We start from the raw sequence: 10,960 nt of genomic DNA on the forward strand, positions 1-10,960 counted from the left end.
CTCTTGAGCAGCAATTTTAGAAATTCGCGCGATGGCGCGTCCGAGAAGGTGGGCGGGTTTCCGGTCCCTGCAGCGCCTTTGTCTCGCGGAGGAACCGGCGCTCTTGGTGCGAGCGAGAACATCACCAGGCGCCTTGCCGCCGCTGATGTTGGGTCATCAGCGGCGGCTCGGCCTCGAGCGCCGATGCGGGGTAACACCGCGCGCCCGATTTTCAAATTCCTCCAGTTCGCGCACGCGCTGCTCGACGTAGTCGCGTGCTTCGTCTGGCTCTTTCTTGTCATCCTGTTCTGTTGCGCCGTCCTGTTTTCGGTCGGCGTTCTGGCATGGGCAATTCTCTAAATAACGGATCACGTTGGCGGTTGCAGCCGCGATCGTGATGAAGCTGAAAAGTTCGTTGTCGTTGTCGGGTTCATTCATCGCTTGAGCAATTAAGCATGAGGGAACCGACGAAATGTCCATCGCCGATGGAGACTTTAACCAAATGAACGCCCTGTCCGATATCCACGCCGCGCATCACTTCGCGAGCGCTATCGAGGACGCAGAAGCGAAGCGGCTAGGCGTTCGCATCTCAGAGGCGCGCGTCAGTGTTGCGCGCCGCTTGCGCACCTCGCCGGGAACGCTCGAAAACATCCGCCGCTTGCGCGCCAAGATCATTCCGAATTGGTTGATGGCGCGGATCAAGGCCGAGTTCGTTTCCATCCTGCAAGCAGAAATCGCACGACTGGAACACGAAATTGCCGTCTGCAAACAAGTTGGCATGCACCATTCTGATGACGCTCTTTGCGCGGCTGAAACTCAGATGGCGGCGGCTAAGGAAGTCTTGAGGACCGCGCGATGATCGATCGCGACGCCTCTCCGATCGGTCACATCCCGCCGCTGCGGCCGATCGATCTGCGGCCGAAGTACACGCCATACAGCGGCCCCGCGCTCCCGCTGGACGGCATCAGCATCCACCACAAGAATCGTATCTGGCGCCTCGTGAGAGAGACTGCTGAGGGCGTCAACGCGCCGGCTCTAACTCCGGCAGCTCCGGTGCTGCCGCCGGGTGCCGGCTTCTCTTGCGACACATGCCGCGACACGGGTGAGATTGATCAGCGTATCGGCGGCGACTCGCACTCGCCGACTATCAAATGCCCAGATTGTAGGGGAGTGCCATGAACATCCACGTCAGGCAACCGACGTCGACTGAACTCAAAGCAATCGAACGCCATCGGGCGTTTCATCAGGCAATCGCCAAGAAGGGCGCCGCGCTCGAAGCGGCGAAGAAGCCGACCTGCGTCAGCAAGCCACGCGCCCAGGCTGATGCAGCTATCGGGCCGGAAGCGATGCCGGCGGAAACCGATCCGCCGATCTGCGGCCTTCCTGACACGTTCTTTGTGCTGCCGAAATACGACGGGCTCGAAACCACCGCTCGCATCAAGATCGCCGACATTCAGATGGCCGTGTGCCGCCACTACGGGGTCAGCGTCGGGGATCTGCTATCACCCAGCCGCACCGCAAAGCTCGCTTATCCCCGCCGGCTCGCAATGTACCTGGCGCGTGAGCTTACCCACAGATCATGGCACCATATCGGACGCCTCTTCCGTCGCGACCACACCACCGCGATCCACGCCATCCGGAAGGTTGCGGGCGAACTCCTCCAAGATGCTAACCTCGCGCACGATGTTGCGCTCCTGATCGAGGCGATCACGGGGACTGCCTCGTAATGGATGGCGCGTTATCTCAGACCAGCGGCGCCGTCCGCTCGATCGACCATGCCGCACCGCGCCGCGTCTATCTCGACAATCATGGCGAGATTTTCTGCCTCGTTTCGGCTGAGGACTACGCATGGGCGACGCAGTGGCGCTGGAAGTGGCGTTGGGACAAACGCAAAAAGAAGCGCTACGCGCAGCGCAACACGACAATCAACGGCGTGCGCGTGACGCTTTTCCTCCATAAGGAAATTCTGGCGCGCACCGGCAAGATCAGGCCCTCGCTCTTCCATACGATTGGCGATCACGGCGACGGGGATAGCCTGAATAACCAGCGCGACAACCTCGCTTGGGTGACGCCTTCGCAAAATCGAAAGACCGCTAAGCGATGAGCGGCGCAGATTATCCAGATGGCGTGCCGCCCGACGTCTGTCAGCACTTCGAAGCGATCGCGTCTGATCTGCTGCAGAAAGGCTTTGCGCGATATTCCGCCGACGCGATTTTGCATCGGATTCGGTGGCACGAACAGATCGAGCGCGGCAATCGCGCGTTCAAGGTGAACGACCATTGGTCCGCGCCGCTCGCGCGCTGGTTCATCGAAAGCCATCCGGAGGCCAAGAGCTTCTTTGCAACGCGGGAGCGTGCTCCGGCACCAATCCGCGCCTATGCGGACTAACGAGGGGGTTACAATGAGCATCACTGATACGGCGACGGTGCCTACACCGATCGCTCGCTATGAGGTCACCGACGAGGGCATGATCGCTGCGCTTTGGTTCGCTGGTCGTGACACGCTGTATATCGCGACCTTGCTCGGACAGCACGAAAGCTTCGTGGCAAATCGGCTGGCGAATATCCGGGATCGAGATGCGGCTGTTGTTGGGATGGTGGCAAGTTGAGCTGGCAATTCGATTCGCTGACGCCACTGAAATACGGCGCGATCCTCGCCGACCCGCCTTGGCGCATGAAAATGTACAGCGCGAAGGGCATGGGGCGCTCGCCGGATGGACTCCGCGCCACCACAGACAAGGGCTATTATCGCAACGGTCAGCGCCAGAACAACCCGGAGCGGCACTATCAGACGATGTCGCTCGACGAAATCCGCGCGCTGCCTGTCGGCCAATTAGCTGCGCCAGACTGCGTCCTATTCATGTGGGCTATCGACCCGCTGTTACCAGAGGCGATCGAGGTCGGGCGCGCATGGGGCTTTGCCTTCAAAACTGTCGCGTTCTACTGGGCCAAAGAACGTCGCGTCACCAGCGATCGTCATAAGCTGCATGACGACGCCAACCATAAGCGATTCCCGATTAGCACCGGTTATTGGACGCGCGCCAACCCTGAGCAATGCCTGCTGTTCACGATGGGGCGACCGAAGCGCCTATCCGCTGCAGTCCGCAAGCTCGTCATATCGCCGCGCCGCGAGCACTCGCGGAAACCGGACGAGTGTGCGCGTGCGGTCGAGCAGCTTGTAGCTGGGCCATATTGCGAGCTGTTCGCTCGCACGTCGCGACCTGGCTGGGACTGTTGGGGAAATCAAACGGATCGTTTTCAGGAGGCATCGTGACCACTATCGGGGACAACTCAAACCAACAGCTCCGCTCCATCGTCGAGCGCATCGAGCATCTCGCCGAGGAGATTGACGGGCTCCGCGGAGACCAGAAAGACATTTATGCCGAGGCCAAGGGGAACGGCTACGACGTGAAGATTTTGCGCAAGATCATCGCGCTCCGGAAGAAAGACCCGGACGCGCGCGCAGAGGAGGCCGCACTGTTGGAAACCTATCTCGCCGCGCTCGGCATGGAGGCGTGATTGAGCAAGCGAGCCTATTTCCCGCTCTATGTGGGTGACTATCTCGGCGACACAGGTCATTTGTCGACCGCGCAGCATGGCGCGTACCTCTTGCTCATGATGCACTATTGGCGGATGGGCGAGCTTCCGACCGATGACAAGCAGCTCGCGGCGATCACGAAGCTGCCGTTGCGCCTCTGGCTCGATTGCAAGGACGTTATCCAATCGTTTTTTTTCGATGGTTGGCGACACAAGCGGATCGATGAAGAGCTATCCAAGATGGCCGCGGCAGCCAACCGCCGGGCTGCCGCTGGACAGAAAGGCGGCTTGCGTGCGGCGATGAACCGGATGCTCCTGGAAGATGCAGCCGGACATAGCAATGCTACAGCAATGCTTGAGCAATCGAGGCGAGTGGGACGCAGTAATGCTGCAGCCGAAGAAATAGCAATGCTACAGCCGGGCTCAAGCACTAAGACTAAGAATAGAAATATAACTTCTACTGATCGTGTTGAGAGAGCGAAGGGTCAGCCAATGGAACCGCTACGGGCGAGTCCTGAGCTTGAGGCAATTCTGGCGAGGAAATCGTGAGCGAAAAGTCGTTTGAGACAATGCCTGTCGACGTTTTTGAAGGCGCTGGCGGCCATTTGGTGCTTTGCCAGGAGCTTCCTTCGCTCGCCGGAGGCGAGGAATACATCCGCATCATGGTCCCGATGGATGCAGCGGAGGAATTGGCGCAGCGCATTTTGGCGGTCTGCAAATTGCGCCGCATGCGTTCGCTCTGACGGCTATGTCAACGCGCCAGCACTTCCCCGATGGATCGAGCTATAATCCAGATCTGGACACCGTAACATTCGGCCTTACGCTGCCGGTCACGGTGTGCCGATCGATGATCGAGGGCGCGCCGAACTCGGCTCATCCTATCCTGAATTGTCTGGCCCGGTCGATCGAGACGCAGCGCAACCCACTGGCGGCAGCGGCGCTCAAGGCGGTCTTCGATTATATCTATGAGCGCACAAGCGAGTCCGAGCGCAGATTGTTTCCTAACTGGTTTGATAGCAGATAATTTTCAGCACTTATGCACCGAAATCTCATCCGCGCAGTTGTTCAATTAACCCAAATCGCCGCTCCCTAATACTCGCACCAAAGCGGGGAATTAATAAATGGGAATTGCCGATCTCAAGACGCAGCTGCGCGACGTGCCCGGCATCGAAGGCCTGACCATGACGATGCTGGCGGGCCGTCAGAACTACAACCTCAATGGTCGGGTGATCTCGGTGGACGCTGGCGCCTCCGATACGCAGGTAGAGCAGGCCATCCGCGCCGCGATGGCATCGCCTGCGGTCGCTCAGATGCCCGCTGGTACGCCCATCCCCGCCGCACCGTCGATTGCTCCCGCTCCGGCCGCAAACGCACAGGCGACCGCGCCAGCTGCGCCGGCACCCGTGCCGACGGCATCGGCTCCCACGCATCCGGTCTCCGCCGCCGTCAGCGTCCAGCAGATGATGCAGGAACACACCCGCATGATGGGCGAGATCCAGGCCGCGCAGGTCGAGCTGTTGCGCGCGACGCTGGCGCGGCAGCGAGCGGCCGTGTCATCGGCTGTCGGAAGCGTTGCCCAGAAGATCGAAGGGCAGACCGATGACTTCCTGTCGGTCATGGGGCAGTTCACCAACGATCTGGGCGTCTGATGGCCAAGCTGACCGAAGCAGTCGAGAAGCTCAAGAAAAAGGGGAAATAGGCCGGAGGGTCTATTTTTTTAAATGGCTAAAGCTCCAGCAGATATTCGATCTTTGGCGCGGCGGCATACCCGGTCTGCGATCAACACGCTGGCGGGGATCATGCGCGACGTCGACGCGCCTCCGGCTGCTCGGGTAGCGGCCGCAAACTCGCTGATTGATCGCGGATGGGGCAAAGCACCGCAGCCGCTCACAGGCGGCGACGACGAAGACAATCCGATCCGGGTTATCTCCCGCATCGAGCGCGTGATCGTGCAGCCGAAGCCTGAGGCTGCTGGCGATCGAGTTGGTCGGCCGCGCGCCGATGAATGACGGCTAAGGCAGATCGGGGAGGGGTGGGGAATGAGTGATTTGGTTGACCGGTTGCGGGGCCGGATTGAGGAACTTGAGACGCTGTTGGGCGTCGACAACAGCACAACCGGACGCATCCGTGAGGCTCTCCGCCTTGACGTGACGCTGGCAACTATCCTCGGGATGCTGCTGGTCCGCGAGTTCGTCTCTCGCGACGGGCTGTACACCGTGCTCTATGGCGACCGGCCGGAATGCGACATGCCGGACCCCAAGGGCCTGGATGTGCTGATTTGCAAGCTGCGGGCGCGGCTCAAGCCTGCGGGGATCCAGATCAAGACCAGGTGGGCGGATGGCTGGTCTATCCCGGACAAGGCCAAACTTCGCGCTCTGATCAATGCGCCAGCGTCTGCGCCATCAATCAGCGCCCAGCGCCGCGCCTTCATGGAGGCGTAATGGCTCGCTGCTCGACGTGCCGAGGTCATGGCGACGTAGTCATTGACGCCTGCGGCGCAATGCGCGCGCCGAAGCCTGGCGAGGCGACAACCGATGAATGCCCGACCTGTGCCGGCAGTGGCGCTGCGCCTGGTGGTGATGATCTGGTGATCGCGCTCGATGGCATCGCGGAGGCGGCTCGATGCTAGTCGTTCGCCACAGCTTTTCGAATCCTTTTTGGTGGGGATGGCATCGTTTCCTTTACTGGGAACATGAACGCCGCGGCAGGCCGCACTAAATGGGCCTCACGCTTCGCATTCCAACCGCGGAAGTCTTTACGCCGCTGCTCAAGCCAGCGCGCTACAAGGGCGCGCATGGCGGCCGCGGCTCGGGCAAGTCGCATTTCTTCGGCGAAATGCTGGTTGAGGAAAGCGAACTCGAGCCGGGCGATAGCGGCGGCGCGGGGATGCTCGCGGTCTGTATCCGCGAAGTGCAAAAGACGCTCGCCGATTCCTCCAAGCGCCTGGTCGAAAAGAAGATCGCGGAATTGGGCCTTGGGCACCGCTTCAAGGTCTGGCGCGACCGGATCGAAACGCCAGGCGACGGCGTGATCATCTTCCAGGGGATGGCCGATCACACGGCCGAATCGATCAAGTCGCTTGAAGGGTTCAAGCGCGCCTGGATTGACGAAGCGCAGACGCTATCCGACCGCTCGCTGTCATTGCTGCGGCCGACGATCCGCGCGCCTGGCTCGCAGATTTGGGCGAGCTGGAATCCGCGACGCCGCAAAGACGCGATCGATGATTTCCTGCGCGCCAAGAAGCCGGAAAACTCGATCATTGTGCAGGCCAATTGGCGGGACAATCCGTTCTTCACGCAAGAATTGGAGGATGAGCGCAAGCTCGAGCTGGCGCTGTATCCGGAGCGCTACCCGCATACGTGGGAAGGCGACTACGCCCGCGCCTTCGAGGGCGCCTATTTCGCCCGGTTGCTCGCCGAAGCGAAGCTCAAGGGCCGCATCTGCGGCGTCTCGGCCGATCCGCTGCTGCCCATCCGCGTCTTTATCGACATCGGCGGCGCTGGCGCCAAAGCCGACGCCTTCGCGGCATGGGTCGTGCAATGGGTTGGGCAGGAAATCCGCGTTCTCGACTATTACGAATCGGTCGGGCAGGTGCTGGCGTTCCATGTGAAGTGGCTGCGCGAGCATGGCTATCAGGACGCGCTGCTGTATCTCCCTCACGATGGCGCGCAAACTGAGAAGATCACCGGCAAGACATACGCGAACCACCTGGAAGATGCCGGCTTCAAGGTGACGACGGTTCCGAACCAAGGCAAAGGCGCGGCCTCGATCCGGATCGAGAACGTGCGCCGGCTCGCGCCAAAATACTGGTTCAGCGAGGCAACCACGGAAGCGGGCCGCGACGCGCTCGGCTTCTATCATGAGAAGCGCGACGACGCGCGCAACATCGGCCTGGGCCCGGAACACGACTGGTCGAGCCACGGCGCGGACGCCTTCGGCCTGATGGCGTGCTGCTACGAAGAGCCAGCTGCGGCCGCGAATTTCAACCGCACACTCAACTATGGGGACAGGGGATGGCGTTAGATTTTTGGACGCGGCGCAACATTGAGCGCGAAATCGATAATACGCAGGCCGAAATCATGCTGGCGCTCTGGCAGATGCCGGCCGATGTCGATCGGGCGTGGACGCTGATTTCGAAGCTTACGGGGCTGCGCATCTGCGCTGGTCAGCAGACGGTGAAGCTCAAGCCACCGGTCACTGTTCACGCGATGGCGGCTTAGCAATGGCCGCCCAGTTCAAAGGTGACATGACGCCCGTCAAGTCGTCGGCAATCGAGGCGGTCGGGTACGATCCCGATCGCCGCGCCATGGTTATTCGCTTCACTGGCGGTGATTCCTATCTGCACAGCGGCGTCAGTCCCGACCAGCACGCGAAATTGTTGGGGGCAGACAGCATCGGTACCCACTACGGAAAACACTTTCGCAACCAATTCAGCGCCACGAAGCTCTAATGGCGAAAATGTCCACCCAAGACGTTGAGGCGCTGGTCAACTCGGCCCGCACCGATTCGCTTGCCGCTATGTCGGCCATCCAGCTCTCCGAAGAGCGGGCGCGGGCGATGGATTATTACCTGGGCGAGATGCGGCAGGACATGCCGGTTGAGCCTGGGCGGTCGCGGGCGGTGTCAACGGATGTCGCCGATACGATTGAGGGCATGCTGCCGGAGTTGATGGATATCTTTGCGGGCTCTGACGAAGTGGTCCGCTTTGAGGCTGTCGGCCCGGATGACGAAGACGCGGCGAGCCAGGAAACCGACTACGTGAACCATGTGTTCATGCAGCAGAACCCCGGTTTCATGGTGCTGTATGCCTTCATCAAGGATGCGCTGTTGTCGAAGAACGGCCTAGTCAAGGTGTGGTGGGAAGAGCGCGAGGAAGAACAGCGCGAAACCTATTACGACCTGACCGAGGATCAGTTCGCGATGATCGCGCAGGCCGTCGAGGAGTCGGACGGAGAATTGGAAATCGTTGCCCATACCGTCCATGACGGGAAGGGCAATCCGATCAAGGAGCCGATCGAGCCGACATCCGACCGTGAGCCGGCCGATGAGGAGACGAGCTGATGGCTGGCGCCCCACAGATACCGGCCATCGCCGCTCCGAATGCGCCAGCGCCCGCCGCAGGCCCGGCGCCCGGGCTTCCGGCACCGATGATGCCGCCCCCGCCGCCGCAGTTTCATGACGTGACCATCATCAGCACGCGCAAGCTCGCGCAAGCCCGCGTGATGGGCGTTCCGCCGGAAGAGTTCGGCATCGAGCGCGCCGCGCGCGATATCAAGACCTGCAACTATTGCTTCCATGACATCGTCACCAAGACCGAGGCGGAGCTGATCGCCGAGGGGTACGACGAGGAGCAGATCAAGGGGCTCACTACCTATACCGGGCAGACCGATATCGAGGTGATCGAGCGCGACACGGTTCAGGAACACATGTTCTCGCAGGCGGAGCTCAATCCCGGCGCCCGCGTCGTCAAGATCACGGAGCATTACGTTCGGCTCGACTATGACGGGAAGGGGCGGCCTTCGCTGTATCAAGTCGTCACCGGCGGCGACCAGGGCGAAATCCTCAAACGGGACGGCAAGCCGGCAATCGAACCGTTTGACGCCATCCCGTTCGCGGCGACCACGCCGGTGCCGATGACGCATCGGTTCTTTGGCCGCTCGATGGCGGACCTGGTGATGCCGACGCAGCGCGAAAAAACCGCGCTCAAGCGCGGCGCGCTCGACAATCTCTATCTGCACAATAACCCGCGCGTGGAAGTCGCCGAAGCGAACGCCGGGCCGAACACGCTGGATGATTTGTTGGTGTCGCGGCCCGGCGGCGTGATCCGGGTCAAGACATCAGGCGGCATCAACTGGCAGGAGGTGCCTGATGTCACTGCGTCCGTGTTTCCGGCGATGCAGTATCTCGACGCGGAATTGGCCAGCCGGACCGGCCTCAACAAGCAGGCGCAGGGGATCGACGCCAACGCGCTGCAGAACCAGTCGGCCACCGCGGTCAACCAGGTGTTTTCCGCCTCGCAGATGCGGCTCAAGCTGGTTGCGCGCATCATGGCCGAAGGCGTGCGGGATATTTTCTCGCTGTTGCATGCCACCATCCGCAAGCACGGCCAGCAGGCGCAGACCGTCAAGATCCGCAATGCCTGGGTGAATGTCGACCCACGCGGCTGGAAAACCCGCGACGACATGACCGTCAATGTCGGGCTCGGCACCGGCGGCAAGGCGCAGCAATTCGCGCAGACCATGGCGATTGCCAACGTTCAGAAGGAGCTGGTCGGGGCCGGCAAGACCAACCTGGTCGGCGACAAGGAACTGTACAACACCGCGGTCGAGCTGACCCGGATCATGGGGCACAAGAACGCAGGCAGGTTCTTCAAGGACCCCAGCGAAATCAATCCGCAGACCGGGCAGCTCGCCAACGCGCCGCCGCCGCCGAAGCCGGACCCGAAGGTGCAAGCGATCCAGGCGCAGGCGCAGGTCGACCAGCAGGCCATGCAGCAGAAGGCGCAGCTCGAGCAACAACAGGCGCAGCTCGACGCCGTGCACCAGCACGTCAAGTCGGCCGCCGACGTCCAGATCGCGCAGCTCAAGGCCGAGCTGGAAGCGCGCCTGAAGGTGCTGGACGCGCATATCCAGGCGATCGGCGAGGCGAGGGCGGCGCGCCACGACAATGAGCGGCACCGCACGCAACTGGCCGGCGACGTGCTCGGCGTGGTCGCGACCGCGCACGCCCACGATATCAGCATGGCGCACAAGCGGGCGGACCATGAAGCGCAGCAGGGCGGCGACGATGTCGGATGAGGGTGAATGCCCTCCACACCGTCATGCCCGGGCTCGTCCCTGGCATCCACGACCTTGCGGTGACCCCGGAGAGAAAGACGTGGATGGCCGGGACAAGCCCGGCCATGACGATGGAGAGGTTGTCCACTGAAAATGACCAATGAAGATCAACTCCACGTCGCTGTCGGGCGCGCGGCGCGGGCGGAAACGCTGTTGCGCGATGAGCTGCTGACCGAGGCGTTCAAGGCGCTGGAGGACGCTTACATGCGGGCCTGGCGCTCGACCACGATCGACGATGTTGCGGGCCGGGAGAAGCTGTTTCTCGCCATCAACATCGTCGGCAAGGTGCAAGCGCATCTGGCCAGCGCCGTCTCCCACGGCAAGCTCGCGCAGGCCGAAATCAACCAGATCGCCGAGGCCGCCGAACGGCGAAAGCGCTTCGGCTGGGTGTGAAACACTTACTAAACCGAACCCGAGGATAATGCGGCCATGACCGATCAGACCAAATTCGCCAGTGTGAGCCATATCGCCCTGATGCAGCGGCCGTTTGGCCCGCGCATCCACATGGACGAATTTGCTTCCAGCGCGCCGGCCGGCGGCGGCGGCGGCGATTCCGGCGGCGGCATGCCGGAAAGCTTCGCGTCCGCCGATGCGGCGGCGCGCTTCCTG

22 protein-coding genes are annotated in these 10,960 nt (G+C 61.8%); 21 read left to right on the forward strand and 1 reads right to left on the reverse strand.

Annotation, left to right across the window (positions count from 1 at the left end):
• Positions 1–156 precede the first annotated feature (156 nt).
• Positions 157–417 (reverse strand): hypothetical protein, encoded by a 261-nt coding sequence (locus WCB02_RS21290; RefSeq protein ID WP_423961142.1) that lies wholly within the window; start codon positions 415–417, stop codon positions 157–159.
• A gap of 34 nt (positions 418–451) precedes the next feature.
• Between WCB02_RS21290 and WCB02_RS21295 the strand changes: the two genes are divergently transcribed.
• From WCB02_RS21295 to WCB02_RS21395, 21 genes are all read left to right on the forward strand, one after another.
• The gene (locus WCB02_RS21295; RefSeq protein WP_423961144.1) at positions 452–838 is read left to right on the forward strand and encodes a hypothetical protein; all 387 of its coding nucleotides are present in this window, start codon (positions 452–454) and stop codon (positions 836–838) included.
• Positions 835–1,158, forward strand: coding sequence for a hypothetical protein (locus WCB02_RS21300; RefSeq protein ID WP_423961145.1), 324 nt, complete (start codon positions 835–837; stop codon positions 1,156–1,158). Before WCB02_RS21295 ends, WCB02_RS21300 begins: the two co-directional genes overlap by 4 nt.
• Positions 1,155–1,706 (forward strand): helix-turn-helix domain-containing protein, encoded by a 552-nt coding sequence (locus WCB02_RS21305; protein WP_423961147.1) that lies wholly within the window; start codon positions 1,155–1,157, stop codon positions 1,704–1,706. The genes WCB02_RS21300 and WCB02_RS21305 overlap by 4 nt, the downstream gene beginning before the upstream one ends.
• A complete protein-coding gene (locus WCB02_RS21310) occupies positions 1,706–2,083 on the forward strand; it encodes an HNH endonuclease (protein WP_423961149.1) in 378 nt (125 codons plus the stop codon). Before WCB02_RS21305 ends, WCB02_RS21310 begins: the two co-directional genes overlap by 1 nt.
• Positions 2,080–2,367 (forward strand): hypothetical protein, encoded by a 288-nt coding sequence (locus tag WCB02_RS21315; protein WP_423961151.1) that lies wholly within the window; start codon positions 2,080–2,082, stop codon positions 2,365–2,367. The genes WCB02_RS21310 and WCB02_RS21315 overlap by 4 nt, the downstream gene beginning before the upstream one ends.
• Positions 2,368–2,380: 13 nt before the next feature.
• Positions 2,381–2,587: a hypothetical protein gene (locus tag WCB02_RS21320; RefSeq protein WP_423961153.1), complete on the forward strand. Its 207-nt coding sequence runs from the start codon at positions 2,381–2,383 to the stop codon at positions 2,585–2,587.
• Positions 2,584–3,252, forward strand: a complete 669-nt coding sequence (locus WCB02_RS21325; protein WP_423961156.1) for an MT-A70 family methyltransferase — start codon at positions 2,584–2,586, stop codon at positions 3,250–3,252. Before WCB02_RS21320 ends, WCB02_RS21325 begins: the two co-directional genes overlap by 4 nt.
• Positions 3,249–3,497: a DUF2312 domain-containing protein gene (locus tag WCB02_RS21330; protein WP_423961158.1), complete on the forward strand. Its 249-nt coding sequence runs from the start codon at positions 3,249–3,251 to the stop codon at positions 3,495–3,497. Before WCB02_RS21325 ends, WCB02_RS21330 begins: the two co-directional genes overlap by 4 nt.
• On the forward strand, positions 3,498–4,064 hold the full coding sequence (locus WCB02_RS21335) for a YdaU family protein (protein ID WP_423961160.1): 567 nt from the start codon (positions 3,498–3,500) through the stop codon (positions 4,062–4,064).
• Positions 4,061–4,258: a hypothetical protein gene (locus WCB02_RS21340; RefSeq protein ID WP_423961162.1), complete on the forward strand. Its 198-nt coding sequence runs from the start codon at positions 4,061–4,063 to the stop codon at positions 4,256–4,258. The genes WCB02_RS21335 and WCB02_RS21340 overlap by 4 nt, the downstream gene beginning before the upstream one ends.
• A gap of 5 nt (positions 4,259–4,263) precedes the next feature.
• The gene (locus WCB02_RS21345) at positions 4,264–4,539 is read left to right on the forward strand and encodes a hypothetical protein (protein ID WP_423961163.1); all 276 of its coding nucleotides are present in this window, start codon (positions 4,264–4,266) and stop codon (positions 4,537–4,539) included.
• Positions 4,540–4,672: 133 nt separating this feature from the next.
• Positions 4,673–5,164: a hypothetical protein gene (locus WCB02_RS21350; RefSeq protein ID WP_423961165.1), complete on the forward strand. Its 492-nt coding sequence runs from the start codon at positions 4,673–4,675 to the stop codon at positions 5,162–5,164.
• A gap of 150 nt (positions 5,165–5,314) precedes the next feature.
• Entirely contained in the window at positions 5,315–5,524 is a 210-nt protein-coding gene (locus tag WCB02_RS21355) for a hypothetical protein (RefSeq protein WP_423961167.1), read from the forward strand.
• Between the two features lie 30 nt (positions 5,525–5,554).
• On the forward strand, positions 5,555–5,956 hold the full coding sequence (locus WCB02_RS21360; RefSeq protein WP_423961168.1) for a helix-turn-helix domain-containing protein: 402 nt from the start codon (positions 5,555–5,557) through the stop codon (positions 5,954–5,956).
• Positions 5,957–6,233: 277 nt separating this feature from the next.
• Complete coding sequence (locus WCB02_RS21365; RefSeq protein ID WP_423961169.1) at positions 6,234–7,538, forward strand: PBSX family phage terminase large subunit; 1,305 nt, start codon at positions 6,234–6,236, stop codon at positions 7,536–7,538.
• Positions 7,529–7,735, forward strand: a complete 207-nt coding sequence (locus WCB02_RS21370; protein WP_423961171.1) for a hypothetical protein — start codon at positions 7,529–7,531, stop codon at positions 7,733–7,735. Before WCB02_RS21365 ends, WCB02_RS21370 begins: the two co-directional genes overlap by 10 nt.
• 2 nt (positions 7,736–7,737) lie before the next feature.
• Entirely contained in the window at positions 7,738–7,965 is a 228-nt protein-coding gene (locus WCB02_RS21375; protein ID WP_423961173.1) for a KTSC domain-containing protein, read from the forward strand.
• Positions 7,966–7,973: 8 nt separating this feature from the next.
• The gene (locus tag WCB02_RS21380) at positions 7,974–8,576 is read left to right on the forward strand and encodes a portal protein (RefSeq protein ID WP_423961174.1); all 603 of its coding nucleotides are present in this window, start codon (positions 7,974–7,976) and stop codon (positions 8,574–8,576) included.
• Positions 8,576–10,312 carry a portal protein gene (locus WCB02_RS21385; protein WP_423961176.1) on the forward strand — a complete coding sequence of 579 codons (1,737 nt, stop codon included), beginning with the start codon at positions 8,576–8,578 and terminating at the stop codon, positions 10,310–10,312. Before WCB02_RS21380 ends, WCB02_RS21385 begins: the two co-directional genes overlap by 1 nt.
• 132 nt (positions 10,313–10,444) lie before the next feature.
• Positions 10,445–10,744: a hypothetical protein gene (locus WCB02_RS21390; RefSeq protein ID WP_423961178.1), complete on the forward strand. Its 300-nt coding sequence runs from the start codon at positions 10,445–10,447 to the stop codon at positions 10,742–10,744.
• 36 nt (positions 10,745–10,780) lie between these two features.
• A partial coding sequence (locus WCB02_RS21395; protein ID WP_423961180.1) for a hypothetical protein occupies positions 10,781–10,960 on the forward strand: 180 nt, incomplete at its 3' end.

Origin of the sequence: Bradyrhizobium sp., from assembly GCF_049581145.1 — a bacterium.
Lineage (GTDB): Bacteria > Pseudomonadota > Alphaproteobacteria > Rhizobiales > Xanthobacteraceae > Bradyrhizobium.